Origin of the sequence: Pseudomonas sp. B392_1p (assembly GCF_052245235.1) — a bacterium.
Classification (GTDB): Bacteria; Pseudomonadota; Gammaproteobacteria; order Pseudomonadales; family Pseudomonadaceae; genus Serpens; species Serpens gallinarum.
Genome location: NZ_JBQPXM010000001.1, coordinates 420,485 through 442,528, shown reverse-complemented (window position 1 = coordinate 442,528; position 22,044 = coordinate 420,485). Strand labels below are relative to the sequence as shown.

At 60.8% G+C, this 22,044-nt stretch carries 17 protein-coding genes; 7 read left to right on the top strand and 10 right to left on the bottom strand.

The window, feature by feature from the left end; genetic code table 11:
* The first annotated feature begins 88 nt into the window (after positions 1–88).
* The 5 genes from tkt to ACTV8E_RS02025 all read left to right on the top strand — a co-directional run bounded on the left by tkt (position 89) and on the right by ACTV8E_RS02025 (position 6,170).
* Complete coding sequence (tkt, locus tag ACTV8E_RS02045; protein ID WP_443198294.1) at positions 89–2,086, top strand: transketolase; 1,998 nt, start codon at positions 89–91, stop codon at positions 2,084–2,086.
* 111 nt (positions 2,087–2,197) lie between these two features.
* The gene (gene epd, locus ACTV8E_RS02040; protein ID WP_443198293.1) at positions 2,198–3,253 is read left to right on the top strand and encodes an erythrose-4-phosphate dehydrogenase; all 1,056 of its coding nucleotides are present in this window, start codon (positions 2,198–2,200) and stop codon (positions 3,251–3,253) included.
* A gap of 3 nt (positions 3,254–3,256) precedes the next feature.
* Complete coding sequence (locus ACTV8E_RS02035; RefSeq protein ID WP_443198292.1) at positions 3,257–4,414, top strand: phosphoglycerate kinase; 1,158 nt, start codon at positions 3,257–3,259, stop codon at positions 4,412–4,414.
* A gap of 159 nt (positions 4,415–4,573) precedes the next feature.
* The gene (gene fba / locus ACTV8E_RS02030) at positions 4,574–5,638 is read left to right on the top strand and encodes a class II fructose-bisphosphate aldolase (RefSeq protein ID WP_443198291.1); all 1,065 of its coding nucleotides are present in this window, start codon (positions 4,574–4,576) and stop codon (positions 5,636–5,638) included.
* A 139-nt stretch (positions 5,639–5,777) separates the two neighbouring features.
* On the top strand, positions 5,778–6,170 hold the full coding sequence (locus tag ACTV8E_RS02025; protein WP_443198290.1) for a YkgJ family cysteine cluster protein: 393 nt from the start codon (positions 5,778–5,780) through the stop codon (positions 6,168–6,170).
* 7 nt (positions 6,171–6,177) lie between these two features.
* Here the strand turns inward: ACTV8E_RS02025 and ACTV8E_RS02020 are convergent, their stop codons facing one another.
* The 4 genes from ACTV8E_RS02020 to ACTV8E_RS02005 form a co-directional block, all read right to left on the bottom strand.
* Positions 6,178–7,395: a hybrid sensor histidine kinase/response regulator gene (locus ACTV8E_RS02020; protein WP_443198289.1), complete on the bottom strand. Its 1,218-nt coding sequence runs from the start codon at positions 7,393–7,395 to the stop codon at positions 6,178–6,180.
* A gap of 90 nt (positions 7,396–7,485) precedes the next feature.
* Positions 7,486–8,304, bottom strand: a complete 819-nt coding sequence (locus ACTV8E_RS02015) for a CheR family methyltransferase (RefSeq protein WP_443198288.1) — start codon at positions 8,302–8,304, stop codon at positions 7,486–7,488.
* Position 8,305: 1 nt separating this feature from the next.
* Complete coding sequence (locus tag ACTV8E_RS02010) at positions 8,306–11,767, bottom strand: response regulator (protein WP_443198287.1); 3,462 nt, start codon at positions 11,765–11,767, stop codon at positions 8,306–8,308.
* 49 nt (positions 11,768–11,816) lie between these two features.
* Positions 11,817–11,975 carry a YqaE/Pmp3 family membrane protein gene (locus ACTV8E_RS02005; protein WP_251835760.1) on the bottom strand — a complete coding sequence of 53 codons (159 nt, stop codon included), beginning with the start codon at positions 11,973–11,975 and terminating at the stop codon, positions 11,817–11,819.
* A 248-nt stretch (positions 11,976–12,223) separates the two neighbouring features.
* On the opposite strand from ACTV8E_RS02005, the gene ACTV8E_RS02000 reads away from it, so the two are divergent.
* The gene (locus ACTV8E_RS02000; RefSeq protein WP_443198286.1) at positions 12,224–12,931 is read left to right on the top strand and encodes a GNAT family N-acetyltransferase; all 708 of its coding nucleotides are present in this window, start codon (positions 12,224–12,226) and stop codon (positions 12,929–12,931) included.
* Positions 12,932–12,984: 53 nt separating this feature from the next.
* Here ACTV8E_RS02000 and ACTV8E_RS01995 read toward each other — a convergent pair whose 3' ends face one another.
* From ACTV8E_RS01995 to ACTV8E_RS01980, 4 genes are all read right to left on the bottom strand, one after another.
* On the bottom strand, positions 12,985–14,283 hold the full coding sequence (locus ACTV8E_RS01995) for a TRAP transporter large permease (RefSeq protein WP_251835758.1): 1,299 nt from the start codon (positions 14,281–14,283) through the stop codon (positions 12,985–12,987).
* On the bottom strand, positions 14,273–14,749 hold the full coding sequence (locus ACTV8E_RS01990) for a TRAP transporter small permease (protein ID WP_443198285.1): 477 nt from the start codon (positions 14,747–14,749) through the stop codon (positions 14,273–14,275). The genes ACTV8E_RS01995 and ACTV8E_RS01990 overlap by 11 nt, the downstream gene beginning before the upstream one ends.
* Before the next feature lie 71 nt (positions 14,750–14,820).
* Positions 14,821–15,819, bottom strand: a complete 999-nt coding sequence (locus ACTV8E_RS01985; protein ID WP_443198284.1) for a DctP family TRAP transporter solute-binding subunit — start codon at positions 15,817–15,819, stop codon at positions 14,821–14,823.
* A gap of 358 nt (positions 15,820–16,177) precedes the next feature.
* Entirely contained in the window at positions 16,178–17,446 is a 1,269-nt protein-coding gene (locus ACTV8E_RS01980) for a cation:proton antiporter (RefSeq protein WP_443198283.1), read from the bottom strand.
* 558 nt (positions 17,447–18,004) lie between these two features.
* Here ACTV8E_RS01980 and ACTV8E_RS01975 point away from each other — a divergent pair.
* Positions 18,005–18,658 carry an endonuclease gene (locus tag ACTV8E_RS01975; protein ID WP_443198282.1) on the top strand — a complete coding sequence of 218 codons (654 nt, stop codon included), beginning with the start codon at positions 18,005–18,007 and terminating at the stop codon, positions 18,656–18,658.
* A 61-nt stretch (positions 18,659–18,719) separates the two neighbouring features.
* On the opposite strand, the gene ACTV8E_RS01970 is transcribed toward ACTV8E_RS01975, so the two are convergent.
* The gene (locus ACTV8E_RS01970; protein WP_443198281.1) at positions 18,720–20,498 is read right to left on the bottom strand and encodes an acyl-CoA dehydrogenase C-terminal domain-containing protein; all 1,779 of its coding nucleotides are present in this window, start codon (positions 20,496–20,498) and stop codon (positions 18,720–18,722) included.
* A gap of 121 nt (positions 20,499–20,619) precedes the next feature.
* The gene (locus tag ACTV8E_RS01965; RefSeq protein ID WP_251835830.1) at positions 20,620–21,936 is read right to left on the bottom strand and encodes a GGDEF domain-containing protein; all 1,317 of its coding nucleotides are present in this window, start codon (positions 21,934–21,936) and stop codon (positions 20,620–20,622) included.
* Between the last annotated feature and the right edge of the window lie 108 nt (positions 21,937–22,044).

Below are 22,044 nucleotides of genomic sequence, written 5' to 3'. Positions count from 1 at the left end.
CTCCGATTGCCCTCCCCCCCGTCGTGGGCGAAAATGCCCGACTTTTCCGCCCCCTTCGATTCAGAACAGCCCCCGCAGGAGATTAGCGATGCCCAGCCGTCGTGAGCGAGCCAATGCCATTCGTGCCCTCAGCATGGATGCCGTGCAAAAAGCCAACAGCGGCCACCCGGGTGCCCCCATGGGCATGGCGGATATCGCCGAAGTGTTGTGGCGCGATTACTTGAAGCACAACCCGGTGAATCCGCAATGGGCCGACCGCGACCGCTTTGTGCTGTCCAATGGTCACGGCTCGATGCTGATCTATTCCTTGCTGCACCTGACCGGCTATGACCTGGGCATCGAGGATCTGAAAAATTTCCGCCAGCTGCACAGCCGCACCCCCGGCCACCCGGAATACGGCTACACCGCCGGCGTCGAGACCACCACCGGCCCGCTCGGCCAGGGCATCGCCAATGCCGTGGGTTTCGCCCTCGCCGAACAAGTGCTGGCTGCGCAGTTCAACCGCCCCGGCCACACCATTGTCGATCACCACACCTATGCGTTCCTCGGCGACGGCTGCCTGATGGAAGGCATCAGCCATGAAGTCTGCTCGCTGGCCGGCACTCTGGGCCTGGGCAAGCTGACCGCGTTCTGGGACGACAACGGTATTTCCATCGATGGCGAGGTCGAAGGCTGGTTCACCGACGACACCCCGCGCCGCTTTGAGTCCTACGGCTGGCAGGTGATCCGCAACGTCGACGGCCACGATGCCGACGAAATCACGCTGGCCATTGAAACCGCGCGCAAGAGCGATCGCCCGACGCTGATCTGCTGCAAGACCACCATTGGCTTCGGTTCGCCCAACAAGGCCGGCAAGGAAGTGAGCCACGGCGCACCGCTGGGCCACGACGAAATCGCCGCCACCCGCGCTGCGCTGAACTGGAACCACGCGCCCTTCGAAATCCCCACCGAGATCTACGCCGAGTGGGACGCCAAGCAAGCCGGCGTCGCCCGTGAAAACGAGTGGAACCAACGCTTCGCCGCCTACGCCGCCGAGTTCCCGGAACTCGCTGCCGAGTTCACCCGCCGCATGGCCGGCGAACTGCCGGCCACCTTCGCCGAACAGGCTGCTGCTTACATCAAGGACGTGGCCGCCAAGGGCGAAACCATCGCCAGCCGCAAGGCCAGCCAGAACACCCTGAACGCCTTCGGCCCACTGCTACCCGAATTCCTCGGTGGCTCGGCTGACCTGGCCGGCTCTAACCTGACGATCTGGAAGGGCTGCAAGTCCCTGGTGGACGGTGACGCCTCCGGCAACTACGTGCACTACGGCGTACGCGAATTCGGCATGAGCGCAATCATGAACGGCGTGGCGCTGCATGGCGGGTTCATTCCCTACGGCGCGACCTTCCTGATCTTCATGGAATACGCGCGCAACGCGGTGCGCATGTCGGCACTGATGAAGCAGCGCGTGCTCTACGTGTTCACCCACGACTCCATCGGTCTGGGCGAAGACGGCCCGACCCACCAGCCCATTGAGCAACTGGCCAGCCTGCGCGGCACGCCGAACCTGGATTGCTGGCGTCCGGCCGACGCGGTGGAATCCGCGGTCGCCTGGAAATACGCCATCGAGCGTAACGATGGTCCGAGCGCTTTGGTCTTCAGCCGTCAGAACCTCAACCATCAGGCGCGCAACGACCAGCAGCTGGCCGACATCGCCCGCGGTGGTTATGTGCTGAAGGACTGCACCGGCGAGCCGGAGCTGATCCTCATCGCCACCGGCTCGGAAGTCGGCTTGGCCGTGCAGGCCTGGGAAAAGCTCAGCGCCCAGGGTCGCCAGGTGCGCGTGGTGTCCATGCCGTCGACCACTGTGTTCGACGCCCAGGACGCCACCTACAAGCAGGCCGTACTGCCGGTGGAAGTTTCCGCGCGCATTGCCATCGAAGCCGCGCACACCGACTTCTGGTACAAGTACGTCGGCCTGGAAGGCCGCATCATCGGCATGAGCACCTTCGGTGAATCGGCTCCGGCCGATCAGCTGTTCGAGATGTTCGGCTTCACCGTAGACAACGTACTCAGCACCGCTGAAGAACTTCTCGAAGACTGAAAGACGCTGAAGGCGATAGGCTGGAGAATGGACGGCAGGCGGCACTGAGCTGCTTTTTCGTCCAGTCTCCAGCCTTCGGCCTTCAAGCGGCGTGTAACCAGGCAGGTCCCAATGCCCCAGAATCGTCCCTACAAAGTTGCTCTCAACGGTTATGGCCGCATAGGCCGTTGCGTGCTGCGCGCTTTGTATGAGCGTGGCCCGGGCAATCTGGACATCATCGCGCTCAACGACCTGGCCGATCAGGCCAGCATCGAATACCTGACCCGCTTCGACTCCACCCATGGGCGTTTTCCAGGTGAAGTGCGGGTCGACGGCGATTGCCTGCACTTGAACGGCACCTGCGTGCAGGTGTTGCGCCAGGCCACCCCGGAAGCCATCGACTGGCAAGGTTTGGGCATCGACCTGGTGCTCGAATGCTCCGGCGTCTACCACACCCGTGCCGACGGCCAGCGCTTTCTCGATGCCGGCGCGCCACGGGTGCTGTTTTCCCAGCCCATGGCCAGCGAGGCGGATGTCGACGCCACCCTGGTGTATGGTATCAACCACACCAGCCTGACCGGGCAAGAACGCCTGGTCTCCAACGCCTCCTGCACCACTAACTGTGGCGTGCCGCTGCTCAAGGTGCTGCACGAGGCGATTGGCCTGGAGTATGTGTCGATCACCACGATCCACTCGGCGATGAACGACCAGCCGGTGATCGACGCCTACCACCACAACGATTTGCGCCGCACGCGCTCGGCCTTCCAGTCGGTCATCCCGGTGTCCACGGGGCTGGCGCGCGGCATCGAACGCCTGCTGCCGGAACTGGCCGGGCGCGTTCAGGCCAAGGCCATCCGGGTGCCGACGGTCAACGTGTCCTGCCTGGACATCACCTTGCAGACCGCCCGCGACACCAGCGCCGATGAGATCAACCGCGTGCTGCGCAGCGCCGCCGAAACAGGCCCGCTCAAGGGTCTGATCGATTACACCGAACTGCCCCACGCCAGCTGCGACTTCAACCATGACCCGCACTCGGCGATTGTCGATGGCAGCCAGACCCGCGTCTCCGGGCCACGCCTGGTCAACCTGCTGGCCTGGTTCGACAACGAATGGGGCTTTGCCAACCGCATGCTCGACGTCGCGGAACACTTCCTGCGCGTCACTGACACCACCCCGTTAAAGGACTGATCCATGACCGTCTTGAAAATGACCGACCTCGACCTTCAGGGTAAGCGCGTACTGATTCGCGAAGACCTCAACGTGCCGGTGAAGGACGGCGTGGTCACCAGCGATGCCCGCATCCTCGCCGCCCTGCCGACTATCAAGCTGGCCCTGGAAAAAGGCGCCGCCGTGCTGGTCTGCTCGCACCTGGGCCGTCCCGAGGAAGGCGTGTTCAGCGAAGAGAACAGTCTCAAGCCGGTGGCCGACTACCTGAGCAAGGCGCTCGGCCGTGACGTACCGCTGATCAAGGATTACCTGAACGGCGTTGAGGTAGCAGCCGGTCAATTGGTACTGTTGGAAAACGTGCGCTTCAACAACGGTGAAAAGAAGAACACCGATGAACTCGCCCAGCAATACGCCGCCCTGTGCGACGTGTTCGTGATGGACGCCTTCGGCACCGCGCACCGCGCCCAAGGCTCGACCCACGGCGTGGCCAAGTTCGCCAAGGTCGCCTGCGCCGGCCCGCTGCTGGCCGCCGAACTAGACGCGCTGGGCAAGGCGCTGGACAAGCCGGCCCGCCCGATGGTGGCCATCGTCGCCGGCTCCAAGGTGTCCACCAAGCTCGATGTGCTGACCTCGCTGGCCGACATCTGCGACTCGCTGATTGTTGGCGGCGGCATCGCCAACACCTTCTTGGCCGCCGCCGGTTACCCGGTTGGCAAGTCGCTGTATGAGGTCGACCTGGTCGACACTGCCAAGGCCATCGCCGCCAAGGTCAGCGTGCCGCTGCCAGTCGATGTGGTAGTCGCCAAGGCCTTTGCCGAAAATGCCGAAGCCACGGTGAAAGCCATCGGCGACGTGGCCGACGACGACATGATCCTCGACATCGGCCCGCAGACCGCCCAGCAGTTCGCCGAAATGCTCAAGGCCTCGCAGACCATTCTGTGGAACGGCCCGGTTGGCGTGTTCGAGTTCGACCAGTTCGCCAACGGCACCCAAGTGCTGGCCCAGGCCATCGCCGCCAGCCCGGCATTCTCCATCGCCGGCGGGGGCGATACCCTGGCGGCGATCGACAAGTACGGCGTGGCTGACCAGATCACCTACATTTCCACTGGGGGCGGCGCCTTCCTTGAATTCGTCGAAGGCAAGGTACTGCCGGCCGTAGAAGTGCTGGAGCAGCGCGCCTAAAAGCAGCCACAAGCGGCAAGCCTCAAGCTGCAAGTAAGAGCAAGAGCAACACCGCGCTGCTTAGGGCTTGCAGCTTGCCGCTGCTTACAAGTCTTGAACCCAGCCTGTCACTGCGGCAGGCTGTGCACCGATCAACGACCCCTACTGGGAGCTACACAGATGGCACTTATCAGCATGCGCCAGATGCTGGACCACGCCGCCGAATTCGGCTACGGCGTTCCGGCATTCAACGTCAACAACCTCGAACAGATGCGCGCCATCATGGAAGCGGCCGACAAGACCGATTCGCCGGTCATCGTCCAGGCTTCTGCCGGTGCGCGCAAATACGCGGGCGCGCCCTTCCTGCGCCACCTGATCCTCGCCGCGATCGAAGAATTCCCGCACATCCCGGTGTGCATGCACCAGGATCACGGCACCAGCCCGGACGTCTGCCAGCGCTCGATCCAGCTGGGCTTCAGCTCGGTAATGATGGACGGCTCGCTCATGGAAGACGGCAAGACCCCGTCCGACTACGAGTACAACGTGCGCGTGACCCAGCAGACCGTGGCCATGGCGCACGCCTGTGGCGTGTCGGTGGAAGGCGAACTGGGTTGCCTGGGCAGCCTGGAAACCGGCACTGCCGGTGAAGAAGACGGCATCGGCGCCGAAGGCATTCTTGACCACAGCCAGATGCTGACCGACCCGGAAGAAGCCGCCGACTTCGTCAAGCGCACCCAGGTCGATGCCCTGGCCATCGCCATCGGCACCAGCCACGGCGCCTACAAGTTCACCAAGCCGCCGACCGGTGACATCCTGGCCATCGACCGCATCAAGGAAATCCACAAGCGCATCCCCAACACCCACCTAGTGATGCACGGTTCGTCCAGCGTGCCGCAGGAATGGCTGAGGGTCATCAACGAGTTTGGCGGTGACATCAAGGAAACCTACGGCGTGCCGGTCGAGGAAATCGTCGAAGGCATCAAGCACGGCGTGCGCAAGGTCAACATCGACACCGACCTGCGTCTGGCGTCCACCGGTGCTATGCGCCGCATGATGGCCCAGCAACCGAGCGAGTTCGACCCGCGCAAGTTCTTCGCAGCGACTGTCACCGCCATGCGTGACATCTGCATCGCCCGCTACGAAGCCTTCGGCACCGCCGGCAACGCCTCGAAGATCAAGCCGATCTCCCTGGAGGCCATGTTCCAGCGCTACGCCCGCGGCGAGCTGGATGCCAAGGTGAACTGAGCCTTGCTGCTTTAACAAAACAGCCCCGCCATGCGGGGCTGTTTTGTTTCTGCCTACAAAAAAACTATTCCGCGCCCGCAATCGCCCCTTAAAATCTGCACCCTCTCCGCATCCTGCGGGCCTTGCTGCATATCCCTCCATGAAACCCATCCTGATCGCTGCCGCCGAACTCGACCGCCTGGATACCTGGGCCAAATACCACAACGGCCTGTGCAACGGCTGTCACGCCAGCTGCTGCACCCTGCCAGTGGAAGTGCGCATCCAGGATCTGATCCGTCTCGGTGTGGTGGACGCCTTCGAAGCACAAGAGCCGCCTAAACAGATTGCCAAGCGGCTGATGAAAGACGGCATCGTGCAGCACTTCAACCAGAAGCACGGCGTCTTCACCCTGGCGCAGATGTCCAACGACGACTGCCTGTACCTGGACGGCAAAACCCGTCGCTGTACCGTCTATGCACTGCGCCCGGACACCTGCCGCAACCACCCGAAAATCGGTCCGCGTCCCGGTTACTGCGCCTACCGTCCGAAGTAGACGGCGATTACACCGCCGGCCCGGCTCCCTCGGTGGGCGTCTGATAGGGCAGTTCAACACAGAACAAGGCCCCCTCACCCGGCTCACCCTGAACCCAGATCCGTCCGCCGTGAGCACTGACGATTTGCTCTGTGATAAACAGCCCCAGGCCGAGTCCGCCAACGGTTTCGCCATCACTGCCCCGCTCGAACTGTCGGAAGATCCGCTCTCGGTCCTCAGCGGCCACGCCCGGCCCCTGATCGCGCACCTGCAGCAGTACCGTCTCGGCACCGGGCTCGACACGCACCTCGATAGTCTTGCCCTGCCCGTAACGAATGGCATTGGTCAGCAGGTTGGCAAGCACCTGCTCGAGGCGAAACGCATCCCAGCAACCGCGTGCCGGCCCCTGGATAGCACACTGCAGTTCATTGCCTGCCTGGCGCAATTGCGGGCGGAATGCGTCGAGCACCTTGCGGGTCAACTCCGCCAGGTCGCAGGGCTGCGCGCGGATCGACAGTTTGCCGGTGCGGATGCAACTGACATCCAGCATGTCGTCGATCAGGCGAATCAGGTTGCGAATCTGATGCTCGTCCTTCTCCACCATGGACAGGAGCTGCGAAGGACTAAAGGCAATCTGGTTTTCACGCTGCAGGTGCATGCGGCGCAACTGTGTTTCCAGGATTAGCGTATTGAGCGGTGTCTTCAACTCATGGGACACCAGCGACAGAAAGTCATCACGCATGCGCACCGCTTGCTGCAGCTCGCGTTGTGTCTGGCGAAGCTCGTCAAGCAGCAACTCCTGCTCGTGACGGCTCTTCTGCAGCTCGGCCAATTGGATGTGCAATGCCTTGCGTTGGCGAAACACCTCCACGAAGACCTTTACCTTACTGCGCACTGCCAGAACATCGAGAGGTTTATGCAGAAAATCCACCGCACCACTTTCATAGCCTTGGAAGGCGTAGTTGGCCTCCAGCCCGGCGGCGCTGACAAAGACAATGGGGATATATCGGGTGCGTTCGATGCCACGCATGATCTCGGCCAATTGAAAGCCGTCCATGCCAGGCATCTGTACATCAAGAATGGCCAGGGCGAACTCATGTATCAGCAAACACTCCAGCGCTTGCTCGGCGGAGCGCGCGCTGATCACCTCACACACCTCGCTGCTTAGCAAGGCTTCCAGAGCCAAGAGGTTCTCTGGCATATCGTCAACGATCAGCACCTTGGCAGGCCCAATATGTCGCAGCATAGTCAGCCTCTCAAATAATGGCGCGCATCCCCAGATAGGGGCGACCGGGTTACGTTAACCGTAGCGCAGCACAGCACTTTCACTCGTTCCTTATCGCTTACGGAACACGCGCTCGGGCCGCGCCACCGTTTCGAAGCAATGGCCGTGGGGACTGAAGTCCAGGCTTTCCCGACTGCCCAGGCCCAAAAAGCCGCGGTGCCCTAGAGACTCATGAAACAGCGCAATCGCCCGATCCTGTAGCGGACGATTGAAGTAAATCAGCACATTGCGGCAGGAAATCAGCTGGGTCTCTGCGAATACGCTATCCGTGGCCAGGCTGTGATCCGCGTAGATCACCCGTTCGCGCAGCCCTTTGTCGATCAGCGCCGCACCGTAGGCCGCCGTGTAGTAGTCCGCAAAACTCCCGAGCCCACCAGATTGCTGATAGTTCTCGGTCCACTGGCGCATGCTGTCCAGAGGGTAAACGCCTCGCCGAGCCTTGCTCAGGGCGCGCGGATTGATGTCGGTGGCATAGACCAGACTGCGCGTCAGCAGCCCTTCTTCGTCCAGGAGGATGGCCAATGAATAAACTTCCTCGCCGGTACTGCACCCCGCGACCCAGATTCTCAACGAGGAATAAGTGCACAACAGGGGCACCACATGTTCGCGCAAAGCACGAAAATAGGCCGGATCACGAAACATCCCGCTGACGGGTACGGTGAGGTATTGCAGCAACGCCATGAACGCCTGCGCGCTGTGCAGGATGCGCCCCTGCAGTTCGGAGATTCCCCCACAGCCGAGAGGTACCAACGCCTGCTGCACGCGGCGCATCAGCGTGGCGCGCGCATAGTCGCGAAAGTCGTAGCTGTAGCGGTGATAGATGGCTTCGATCAGCAGTTCGAGTTCGATGTCCAGGCCTTGCGCACTCACCTCAACCTGCCTCGACCCGAGGCAGCCAGACACGGATCAGCGAAAACAGCCGGTCGAGATCAATGGGTTTGGCCAGGTAATCGTTGGCGCCAGCCTGCAGGCAGCGCTCCTGGTCATTTTTCATCGCCTTGGCCGTCACCACGATGATCGGCAGGCGGGCAAAGCGCGGATCGCGTCGAATCTGTGCCGTGGCTTCGTAGCCATCCATTTCCGGCATCATGATGTCCATCAGCACCAGGTCGATGCCCGTGTCCGCGGTAACTTTGTCCACCGCCTCGCGCCCGTTGCGGGCGATCTGCACTGTGGCACCTTTGTGTTCCAGTGCGCTGGTCAGCGCGAAGATGTTGCGCACATCGTCGTCCGCCACCAGGATGGTGCGGCCCTCGAACGCCTTGTCGCGGTTGCGCACCTGCCTGAGGATCTTCTGCCGCTCGGCCGGCATATCCGCCTCGACCTTGTGCAAGAACAGCGTGACCTCGTCGAGCAGGCGTTCCGGCGAGCGTGCCCCCTTAATGATGATCGAACGCGAGTAGCGCAGCAGCTGGGCTTCTTCGTCGTGACTCAGCTCGCGACCGGTGTAGACAATCACCGGCGGGAACGAGTACAGCTCCTCGCCAGCCATGCGCGCCAGCAATTCTCCGCCGTCGATATCCGGCATGTCGAGATCGACGATCATGCAATCGAAGGACTGCTCGCGCAGCCGTTGCAAGGCTTCTTCGCCGCGGGCGACGGCGTGGATTTCAATGTCGTCATCCGCGATCAGGCGAATCACGCTGTCACGCTGTACTGTGTCGTGCTCGACCAGCAGCACACGCTTGACCTGCTGCGCCATGCGCGCTTCCAGGCGGGCAAAGACGGCTTTCAGTTCCTCGCGACTCACCGGCTTTTGCGCATAGCCGACCGCCCCCATCTGCTCGGCCACTTCCTTGCGGTCCTCGACCGAGACGACATGCACCGGGATATGCCGGGTCAGCGGATCGTGCTTGAGCCGCTCCAGAACGCTCAACCCAGGTCGGTCAGGCAAGCGCATGTCCAAGAGGATCGCATCGGGGCGGTAGGTGCGCGCCATCGCCTGGCCCTCAGCGGCGCCCTGGGCCACCAGGCAGCGATAGTTAAGCTCATGGGCCAACTCATACAGAATCTGCGCGAACAGCGGCTCGTCCTCGATCACCAGAACGCACCGCTCCCGACCCCGCGGCTGCTGGCGGTCATCCGGGAAAACGCTGGCCGGCAGCCACGGCAACTGGGGCGCGACGGTGCGTAGGGAGTCGCCTCCAGCCTGCGGCTCAGGTAGCGTCACACTTTGGCGTACCAAGGGCAGGCGCAACGTGAAACAGCTTCCGTGCCCCGGCTCGCTGACCAGGCTCAACTCCCCTTGCAGCAGGCGCGCCAGCTCTCGTGAGATCGACAAACCCAGCCCCGTGCCGCCCTGGGGCCGTGGCCCCTCACCCTGACGAAAGGCCTCGAAAATCAGCAGCTGCTGTGATTCCTCGATACCCGGGCCGGTATCGGTCACGGCAAAGCGCAGGTGCTGATCGCCGTCTCGCTCGATGGACAAGAGCACTTTGCCCTGCTCGGTGAACTTGCAGGCATTCGACAGCAGGTTCTTGAGCACCTGCTCCAGACGCTGACCGTCAGTGGTCACGCTGATGGGCAAATCACTCGCGCAGCGCACCTCGAACTGCAAACCCTTTTGCTCGGCCAGCGGTGCGAACAACCCGCACAGCGTCTCCGCCAAACGCGCCAGATTGACGGGTTCCAGGCGCAGGTCCAGTTTTCCGGCCTCGACCTTGGACAGGTCGAGAATATCGTTGATCAGCAACAGCAGATCCTTGCCGGCCGCGTGAATCGAATCCGCGTATTTCACCTGCTCGGCCGTAAGGTTGCCCTGTGGGTTATCGGACAATAGCTTGGCAAGGATCAGCGAACTGTTCAGCGGCGTGCGCAGTTCGTGGGACATGTTGGCAAGAAACTCCGACTTATACCGGCTGGCACGCTGCAGCTCTTCAGCGCGTGCCTCGAGCAGGCATTGGGCCTGCTGCAGATCATGATTGCGCACATTCAACTGATCACGATTGCGTTCGAGCATCTGCGCCTGTTCCGCCAGCTGCTCGTTGCTCTGTTCCAGCTCAGCCTGTTGCGCTTCCAGGCTGGCTTGGGATTCCTTGAGCGCGCGGGCGTGCTCTTCAAGCTCCTGATTACTGGCGCGCAGTTCTTCCTGGCGATGGTGCAACTCTTCATTAAGGCGCTGGCTACCGGCCAACGCCTCTTGCAGTCGTTGCCGATAATCCACGGCAGCCAAGGCCGAGCCCAACACGCCGCTCAATACCCCCAGCAATTCCTGGTCTCGCTCACGCAGCGAACGCAGGAAGCCCAGTTCCAGCACACCATGAAGCTCGCGATTGTCCTCCAGCGGTACGATGAGCGCGGTGCGCAAGCGCCCCTGGCCAATGGCCGAGCTAACCTGCAGGTAGTCATCGGGCAAATTCTCCAGCAGGCGCATGCGGCGTTCACGCGCCACTTCGCCGACCAATCCCTCGCCAAGGCGCAGGCTAGCCCGCTCATCGGCCTGAGCGGCATCGAAAGCGTAGGTCGCGACGCGCTGCAAGCGCCCACCGCGGTGCACATAAAGCGCACCGACCGCCATGTCCAGATAACGGGCAAAAAACGCCAGCGCCTGGGTACCCAGTTCAGTGAAGCTGTTTTGGCCGATCAACGCCTCGCCCAATTGCACCCGCCCGCCGCGCAGCCAGGCTTGCTGGCGCAGCTGTTCGGAATGGTCGGCCTGCACCTGCAACGCCTCCCGATAGGTCGTAGCAAGACGCAGCAATTCCCTGCGTCCCAGCCAGGCGATCAGCGCGCTGAGCAACAGGATCACCAGAATGAAACCGCTCACGCCCAACACACTGACCCGCTCGGCCTGGGTGCTGCGCGTCATGCGCAGCTGGCGCTCATGGGCCAGCAGCTCGGCGAACTGCTGGCGAATTTCATCGGTCAGTGCCTTGCCTTCCAGGCGCTGCAGTTCGCTCATGTAGCCCGGATCGTTGTTCTGGTAGAGCGCGAACATCCGTTCCGCGAACGCCAGCCAACGCTGATGGTTCTGTTCGATGCGCTCCAGGCGACGCATTTGCAGCGGGGTGTCCTTGAACAGCACCCGCAGGCTGGTCATGTTGTCACGGTAGCGCTTGCCGGCTTCGCGGAACGGCTCGAGAAAACGCTCGTCATTGGTCAACAGAAACCCACGCATACCGGTTTCCATGTCGATCACCAGGCGCAGTGCCTCATGCCCTTGGGCAATACCCCGCTCGACCCGATCGCCCCATTGATAAACGCTGAGCAGGTAGTAGATCACCGCCACGAAAAAGGCCGAACTGACGAATCCCAGCCCCAGCGGTAAAGCCAGGTTGCGCGCCAGGAGACGGCGAAAATGAAGCTCATCGCGAGGCGAGGATTTCTTGGACATGAGGCTTCCCTGACCGTTTATGAGGTGCGCATTACGCAGGGCTACCGGCTCAGCGGCGCGCGATGATCCACACGGCGTGGATGATGCCAGGCAGATAGCCAAGCAGAGTCAGCAGAATATTCAGCCAGAATGCGCCGGCAAAGCCGACCTGTAGGAACACGCCCAAAGGCGGCAGCAAAATGGCGATCAAAATGCGAAGCAGGTCCATAGATAACTCTCCAGGCAATTTTTTGCCAGAACGCGGGTCACAATACCGACTCGGTTGGCTAGGCCGGGTTCCGTGCCATCACGGCAGTAGCGAGATTCAGCCTGGTTATCCCAAATCGACTAATGTTCACAGGCACTGGCGAGCATTCGCGTCAGGCCAGGGAGCGACTCAAGGACGATGCGCTGATGAGTCTGTAGTCCTCAGCTTCTGGGTCGTGCTTTCTTTCACAAAGCACCCGCGAGGCCATTATGAGCAGCCTGCTACAGCATAGTTATATCGCCCGACTCCGTCGCAAATTGGAACAGCGCGGCTTCAGTCAGGCCAGTCACCTGCTTCTGGTCAAATGCGCCAGAAAGCTCACTCTCTTCAAGATTCTGCGCGGCATGCGCTTGTGCGATGTAGACCCTGACTACCTGAAGTGCCCGTCCCGCTACACCGCCGGCTTTCTCGATGAGGCCCAGTTGCGCCAATACGCCCGCGATCCACAGAACGAACTGGACAACAGCTTTTTGTCTGAAGCCCTGGCCAAGGGGGATCGCTGCTATGCAATTCTGGAGGGTGAAAAACTGGCGGCCTATGGTTGGTATTCGTGTCGGCCGACCCGTATCGATCCGCCAGATCTGGTACTGAGTTTCAACCAGGATTACGTCTACATGTACAAGGGGCTGACCCACCCTGCCTATCGAGGCCAGCGCCTGCACGCCATCGGCATGAACCTGGCGTTGCAGAGTTATATGAAGGAGGGTTTGACGGGGATGATCTCTTACGTGGAATCGACCAACTTCGACTCGCTGAAATCCTGTGCCCGGCTTGGCTACCAGATCTTCGGTTCGATCTATCTGGTGCGGGTTTTCGGCCGTTATCTGCATTGGCGCAGTCCGGCCTGCAAACACCATGGCTTCACGCTGTATGACACCACGCCCTGTGCCGATGGCTGGGGGGCCCGCAAGGCGTGAGTAACGCCGCAAGAACGGAGCGGGCGAACCTCGCCCGCTCCGTTTAGGCAACACTATTCGATCGAATACCCCAGGGTACGCGGTAGCCACAGGGCTATTTCCGGGAACACCGCAACGGCCAACAGCGCCAGCCCCATGGTCACCACGAACAGCAACGCCCAGCCGACAGTCTGCTCCAGGCGAATCCGAGCCACCTCGGTGGTCACCAGCAAGTTGACCGCCACCGGTGGGGTGAACTGGCCGATGGCAATGTTCATTGCCAGCAAAATCCCAAACCACACCGGGTTCCAGCCAAAATGCTGCATGACCGGGATCAGCACCGGCATCAGGATCATGTAGATCGAGATGGCATCCAGCAGCATGCCGGCCAGTAGCACGGCGATCATCACCAACAGCAGTAACACCGCACCATTATCCGACAACGAGATCAGCCATTCGGCCATGTGACGGAATGTGCCGAGCAAGGTGCCGGACCAGGCGAAAATGCCCGCCAGGGCGATGATCAGCATGACAACGGCGGAAATCACCGCCGCCTCGCCGCACAACTCCCACAGCTGCTTGAGTTTCAGCTCGCGGGTGACGAACAGACCGATAATCACGCCATAGGTCACCGCCGCCACTGCCGCTTCGGTGGGGGTAAACAGACCGCTGCGCAAGCCACCCAGGATCAAAATCGGCGCGAACAGCGCCGGCAAGGCTTCTTTGAAACTCGCCCAGACTGGCGGACGCGGCTCATCGTTCGGCGGCTCCCAGCCATTACGGCGGGAGAGCCACCAGGCGGGCAACAACAGCACCAGACCGGCAAGCAGGCCGGGGAACAGTCCGGCGGCGAACAGCGCACGCAAATCGACACCGGGCACCACGATGGAATACAGAATCAGGGCAATCGACGGCGGGATCAGGATGGCCGTAGACGCCGAGGCGGCGATCAATGTGACCGAAAACGGTTTGGGATAGCCGGCCTTGGTCATGCTCGGCAGCATCACCATGGCCACCGCCGCGGCGTCCGCCGGGCCCGAGCCGCTCATCCCGCTCATGATCAGGCATACCAGCACGGCCACCATGGCCAGGCCGCCATGTCGTCGGCCGATCATCGCCTGGGCGAAACGCACCAGCCGCAATGCCACGCCGGATTTTTCGAAAATCAAACCGGTGAGGATAAACAGCGGAATGGCGATCAGCGGGTACTTGGCCACACCGTTGTAAGTATTGGTGCCCAAGGTCGCCAGCATGTCCGGTGACAATCCGGCCAGGATGCCCACGGCACCGGCTAAACCAAGGGAAAAAGCCACTGGCACGCCGAGTGCCAGGAAGGCGATGAAGCCAAGCATCATCCAGACATCAGGGCTCATCGGACATTCTCCCGCGCAAACGGTCAAGGGTCATCTGGCACAGGCGCCAGGCCACAGCGACAGCCAGGACCGGCAGCCAGACCACATACCACCAGTTGGGCAAGCCCAGGCCCGGGGATTCGGACTCCCATTGATATTCCTGCCAGGCGAATACACCGCCATACCAGATCACCAGACCTAGCACGGCCATGCCGCACAGCCATTGGAACACAATCAGCGGCTTGCGCAGGCGTGGCAGCTTGTCCTCGATCAGTGCGATGCGAATATGCCCGTTGCGGCGCATGGCCACGGCGGCGCCAGCAAACGTCAGCACCACAAGCAGAAAAATTGAAATTTCTTCGGTAAACGCGAAGGACGCGTCGCTGGCATAGCGCACCACCACGTTGGCCAGGCTGATCAGGCAGATTACCGTCAACGCGAAAGCAGCCAGCCAGCGCTCGATTCTGGCGTCCGGTCGATGACTCATATAAAACCTCGATAACCGGCGCGAACGCGCCGGTTCAGACAACACGCCGGGGCACGCCCCGGCGACAGCTCTTACTGGGCAGCGGCAGCGTTGCGAGCGGCCTTGAGCAGCTCGACACCGATACGTTTTTCCCATTTCTGATACAGCGGTGCAGTGGCGTCGATGAAGGCCTGGCGCTCGTCGGCACTCAGCTCGGTGACCTCAACGCCACGCGAACGGATGCTGGCCAAGCGCTGCGCCTCGGCAGCGCGAGAGGATTCGATTTCCCACTGACCGGCATCGTAGGCAGCCTGTTTGAGCAGCGCCTGGTCTTCAGCCGAGAAGCCTTTCCATACGTTCGGGCTGACCGCGAAAATCAGCGGATCGGCCATGTAGTGCCACAGGGTCAGGTACTTCTGGTCTACCTGGTCGATGCGCGACACGTCGAAGACCGACAACGGGTTTTCCTGGCCATCCACCGCACCGGTGGTGAGCGCCGGCTTGGCATCAGCCCAGCTCATTTGCGTGGGGTTGGCGCCCAGCGTGCTGAAGGTATCTTGGAACAGTGGCGAGCCGACCACGCGGATCTTCATGCCCTTCAGATCATTAGGTGTGCGAATAGGCTGCTTGGAGTTGGACAACTCGCGGAAGCCGTTCTCGCCCCAGGCCAGGGGCACCACGCCACGTTTTTCGATGGCCTTGAACACCATCTGGCCGGCTTCGCCCTGGGTGATAGCATCGATATCAGCGTTGTCGGCCATCAGAAATGGCAGGGAAAACAGGTTGAGTTCCGGAACCTGCGGCGACCAGTTGATGGTCGAACCGACGGCCATGTCGATCAGCCCGGAACGCATGGCAGAGAACTCCTTGGTTTGGTCGCCGGCGACCAACTGCGCGTTGTCATAAACGCGCAAGGTAATACGTCCTTCCGAGCGTTCTTTGACCAGTTCGGCCCACTTGGTGGCAGCCTGGCCCCAGGGGAACGCATCTGAGAGCACAGTGGATACGGAATATTCGCGGGCTTGCACGGTAAATGCAGTAGTCAGTGCGGCAGCAGCGGCCAGCGCTGTAAAGCAACGGCTCAGTTTCATGGGGAGCGTCCTAATGGGATCGTTATCGTTATATGAATGCGAACGGCCGATCTGCTGATCGACGGATCCAACCACGACCGGATAGGTCGTCCAGGGCGCGCCGGGTAGACGCGAAAGAAGGGAACGCACAAGGCGTCGGGGCGTCGCAAATGCTTTTTGAGCCTGCGACAGGGCCAGCGGATGCGCTTAGCGGGCTAACTATCGCAGAAGCCACAGGGCAATGTCACCCCCGGTGGCCGGAAGCGCATTCTGGTAGAGGAAGCCTGTGGAAGCGAAACCACCGTCTCCACAGCATCCTCCCTGGCGAAGCGAGGCCGCGCACGGCATGCGACGTGCAATCGCGCGGCCTGGGTATTACTCAGTGGGGGTTTGCCGGAGCAGTACTTCTACCAAACATCTTTCTGACCAGCGGGCCGATGGACAGCCCCTGCACCAGGATCGAGACCAGTACCACGATGTAGGTCAGCGTCAGCAGCAGATCGCGCTCCGGTCCCAGTGGCAATGCCAGGGCCAAGGCCACGGACACACCGCCGCGCAAACCGCCCCATACCAGGATGCGAATGGTCCCGGACGGGATGGTGTCATCGCCGTTACGTTTGCGACGTATCAGGAAAATGCCGGGGGCCACGGTCAGATAGCGAGCCAACAGCACCGCGCCACCCAGCAGCAAGGCCGCGGCCACATGCAGCCAGGACATCGGCAGCAACAGCAGCTCCAGGCCAATCAGGGCAAACAGCAAGGCATTGAGAATTTCATCGATGAGCTCCCAGAAGCCATCCACATAGCGGCGCGACTCGTCGGACATGGCCTGCTTGCGGCCCTGGTTGCCGATGATCAGGCCGGCCACCACCATCACGATCGGTGCCGACACGTGCAGACGGGCAGCCAACGCGGCACCTGCAAATACCAGGGCCAGGGTCAGCATGACCACAACTTGATACTGCTCGACCGTGCGGATCAGCATGTACACCACATAGCCAAGCAGCAGGCCGAAGAGGATGCCACCAATGGCTTCCTTGACAAATAGCCAGGACACTTCGCCCACGGTGGGCGTTTCGCCGATCATCAGCACGCCTAGAATGATGCTGAACAGCACGACCGCCGTGCCGTCATTGAACAGCGATTCACCGATAATGGTTGTCTGTAGCGGCTTGGGCGCGCCGCTGGTCTTGAGAATGCCCATCACTGCAATCGGGTCGGTGGGTGAAATCAACGCTCCGAACAATAGGCAGTAGAGGAAATCGAGGTGCCAGCCGAACAGGGTGAAGGTGTAGTAGGCCAGCGTCGCACTCACCAGCGTGGAAAACAGCACGCCAACGGTGGCCAAAAACCCGATCGACCACTTGTGGCTTTTGAGATCGCCGAGATTGACGTGCAGGGCGCCGGCAAATAGCAGTGCCGGCAGGAACCAAGTCATTAGCACTTGAGAGAAATCAATCTCGCGGATGATCTGCTGCATCTCCAGCTCCAGCAGCGGATAGCCCAGCAAGGCCAAACCGTGGATAGCAACAGAGAGCAGCAAGGCGGTGAGCATGACACCGATGGCCGGCGGAAGCCCGATGAAGCGGTAGTTCACATACGTCAGCAGTGTGGTGAGACCGATAAAGGCCGCTACAAGATCGAGCATCGCAACGAAGCTCCAGAATAAAAAGCATGGATGACCACGGTGAGCCAGGCGCTATTCTGACACTGCGGCGAGACATGCGATCCGCTTGAGGGAACCTCATCGACTAAAATTGCGCCCAAGGGCTGGGCACAGCATGAGCCTTTGCCCAAGGCGGTACGCATAGCGTGACAGATGCAGCAAGCACGCCGCAGGGGCTTTCGATCCAAACGCTATACGCAGGCGGTTTCGCCGGGCTGGCTTATTTTTCCAAGCCAAAAAGAAAACCCCACCGAAGTGGGGCTTGCAGACTGAATCCTGACATCCCTGATCGACCCGCCAGCCTGGCAGTATCCGATAAGTCCCTTTCGTTTTATGCGCTTCCTGCGCTTCATCCTTGCGAACCAGATTAACCACAAGCTCAGCAAGGGGATAGCGCCATTTATCAGTAAGCAGTGTAAGCCTATGCTTACAACCGTCGTCCGCCTTCGGCCTTGTGTTCATTTGCCACTATTGCAAGAATCGAGACGTCATAGATCACCACAATTACAGACTCCGACACGGCGGTCCAAGGGTCGAATCATGCATAGCATTGCCATAGGTTTTCTTGCGCTGTTCACAGCCGCCTCCACGGCTCTAGCCGATGGACAAACTCACTATGTTGGGAGCGAAGAGGCCGAACGGGCTTTCTGGTCTGAGCTCTACACCAGCGGCGGCGATACCCTGTATTGCGCTGCCTCGTTCAACGGCATGGATACGAATCTGGTTGCCAGTGCCGTCTACAGTGTCCGGCAAATCCGCCGGTCGCTGCGCTGCGCCACTACTAACCAATGCGCGATTAAAACCCCTAAGTACTTGTACATGGTCGGTGACCTGCACAATCTCTATCCCTCTCAGAAGGAGATTGAAGAAGAACTCCAGAACGCTCAGTTCACCGAAATAGACGAGGCGCAAGCCAGGCGAATAGGCGTGGGCGACTGCGAACTAAAGACAGATTTCAAGGCCTTCGAACCTGCGGACCATGCCAAGGGTAATGCCGCACGGGCAATTCTCTACATGCATCATGAATACAAACTGCCGCTACCCGGACCACTAGAGATGTTCCAGCGTTGGCACCGGCTCGATCCGGTGGATGCCATGGAGCGCATCCGTAACGACCGTATTGCCAGCCTGCAGGGGACTCGCAATCTGTTTATCGACGATCCCGATGCGGTAGAGCGCCTGGGAATTCCGTAACGCTCCGGCCTCTCAAACCAACAAGCCCCGCATACGCGGGGCTTGTTGGTTTTCGTCACGCTTAGAACTGCGCGGCGTCGAGCAGGAACAACGAAGCGCTACCGGCTTTGACCGAGGCGCTCAACGAGTGAATACGCGGCAATAACCGGGCAAAGTAGAAGCGTGCAGTGCCCAGCTTACTGGCGTAGAAGTCGTCCTGATGCTCCTTATTCAGCGCGGCGCGGGCCATCAGCGCCCACATGTAGGCGTAAGCGGTGTAGCCAAATACCTGCAGATATTCCACCGAGGCCGCACCGACTTCATTCGGATTGCCCTGGGCCTTGTCCATCACCCAGGCGGTCAGTTCATCAAGGTTGGCAACGGCCGCCCTGAGCGGCGCGGTGAACTCACCCAGAGAAGCGTCGGCGCTGGCGATGAATAGCTGGATCTCGTCAGCGAAGTGGCGGTAGTAGGAGCCGCCATTGCCGATCACCTTGCGGCCGATCAGGTCCAGCGCCTGAATGCCGTTGGTGCCTTCGTAGATTTGCGTGATACGGCAATCGCGCACGAGCTGCTCCTGGCCCCACTCGCGGATGAAGCCATGCCCACCGAAGATCTGCTGGCCATGCACGGTGGTTTCCAATGCCATGTCGGTGAGGAACGCCTTGGCCACCGGGGTCAGCAACGCAACCAGCTCATCAGCGCGCTTGGCGACGGTCGCGTCTTCGCTGTATTTGGCGGTGTCCAGTTGCATGGCGACGTAGCTGGAGAACGCACGACCACCTTCGTTCAGCGCTTTCATGGTCAGCAGCATGCGCCGCACATCCGGATGCACGATGATCGGGTCGGCCGCCTTGTCCTTGGCCACAGGGCCTGTGGGCGCACGACTCTGGATGCGTTCGCGGGCATATTCCACCGCACTCTGGTAGGAGCGCTCACCCAGCGCCAAGCCCTGGATTCCAACACCCAGCCGCTCGTAGTTCATCATGGTGAACATCGCGTTGAGGCCTTTATTGACCTCACCGATCAAATAACCCGTGGCGCCGTCGAAGTTCATCACGCAGGTGGCCGAGGCCTTGATGCCCATCTTGTGCTCGATGGAACCGCACCCCAGCGAGTTCCTTTCGCCCAGGCTGCCATCCGCATTGACCAACAGCTTGGGCACCAGGAACAGCGAGATTCCCTTGGGACCAGCCGGGGCATCCGGCAGCTTGGCCAATACCAGGTGGATGATGTTCTCGGTCAGGTCGTGCTCGCCACCGGTAATGAAGATCTTGGTGCCGGATACCTTGTAGCTGCCGTCGGACTGAGGTTCGGCCTTGGTGCGGATGATGCCCAGATCGCTGCCCGCGTGGGGTTCGGTCAGGCACATCGAGCCCGCCCAGACGCCGGCATACATGTTCGGCAAGTACTGTTGCTTGAGTTCTTCGCTGGCATGGTTGAGCAGCGACAGACAGGCGCCGGCGGTCAGCATTGGGTACAGGCCAAAGGACAGGTTGGCCGAGTTGACCATTTCCTCGACTTGCGCGCCGATCACCTTGGGCATGCCCATGCCGCCGTACTCCGGCGAGCCGCCTACACCCACCCAGCCCCCTTGGGCATAGGTCTGGTACGCCTCGATAAAGCCGGCTGGGGTCTGCACTGCGCCTTCATGCCAGGAACAGCCTTCCTCGTCACCACTGCGATTCAGCGGGGCGATGCTGCCAGCGGTGACTTTGCCGGCCTCTTCCAGGATCGCGGCAGCGGTATCGGCATCCACGACGTCGGCCAGACCGGGGAGCTGGGCCCAAAGCGAGGCCACGTCGAAGACTTCATTGAGCACGAAATGCATGTCGCGCAGGGGCGCTTGGTAATCAGCCATGTAAACCTCGCGGATAGACGGTTGCCGGAACGGCCGGAAGCGAAAAAAACCAGTCTAGCCGAACAACTTGCAGGACACATAGCGTCATATCGTGACCTTAAGGTCAGCACCAGTCACGACCTTAACGGGTGGCCACAGCCTTGCGCCGGGTAGCCGGCACGGCTTTCTGCCCATAGGCCACGACGCGGTTTCTTCCCGCCTCCTTGGCCTTGTACAGGGCCTGGTCGGCAGCCTTGATCACCTCCTGCGGATCACGGTGCTCATCACTGCGCTCGGCCACGCCGATACTGATGGCCACCGAGACATGCTGGCTTTTGCTCTGGCCGCGCTGGTTGCGGCCTCGCTTGGCATCTTCGGGCCGGCTCTGCTTGTCACGCAGGCGCATGCGGTATTCCTCGATATTACGGCGCAACGCTTCCAGATGGGGAAGGCACTCACTGATGCTTTTACCAGGGTACAGGACGGTAAATTCTTCCCCCCCATAGCGATACGCGGTACCGCCGCCACTGACCTTGCGTAACTGGCTGGCGACCATACGCAGCACCTGATCGCCTACGTCATGGCCATAGGTATCGTTGAACTTCTTGAAATGATCGACATCGGTCATGGCAATCACATAGTTGCGGCCCAGACGAGCCATGCGCTCATTCAACGCCCGCCGTCCAGGCAGACCGGTCAGCTCGTCGAGGAAGGCCATCTGATAAGCCTCCTGAGCCACCGCAACGATCAGCGCCAGCATCACCATGCTGCTCATCACCACCAACGCCTCGGGCAGCATGAAGGTATTGAGCAGCATCCAGTACAAGCCCAGCACGGCAACCAGCTGGGACGCATGCAAAACCCGAGGATGGCGCAGGTATTGGATCAGCAGCACCAGGAAGGTCAACGCGAACGCAGCGTAAGAGAACTGGATCAATGCCTGGGTCAAGGGCCCTTGCAACTGCTCCACGCGGATCGCCACCAGCCATTGCAGGACGTCATCTGGATACCGACGGGCCATGGCCACCGCGACGCCTGTAACCGCGATCAGAACCGCGCTTCGAGCTACCAGATCCTGCACCAATTGCGCGCGCTCGGACCAGGCAGCGTAAACCCCGTACAGCAGGGGCAATAACAAGCTGCACATGTGAAAGGTTAATGCCGTGGACTCGCGCACCACACCATGAGTCCGGAAATAATCGGCTTCGTTGGCCAGGATGTAATGGCTCAGGTACACGACGATCAGGAGCGCCGCTTGCCGTGTACGACCATAAAACAGGCACAGAAGGCCACCCAGCCCCAGCAGCAGGATGGGCAACACCTCGAACAGCGTTGAGAAGAAACTGTGCAGCCAGGTAATAGAGGCGAACCCCTGCTGCGATGTCAGCACCACGCCAGCAAGGATGAGCATTATTGAAGAAAGGAAATGGCTTAGACGATAAGCAGCAGTATTAAGCAAGACGATTTCCAGGTCATACACCGAAAGCCATCATTATGCTGGCAATCCCACGTTCCGGCCAGAGAAGGCGATAGCTTACTGGCGCCAGAAAACCGACAACTTTCAGCT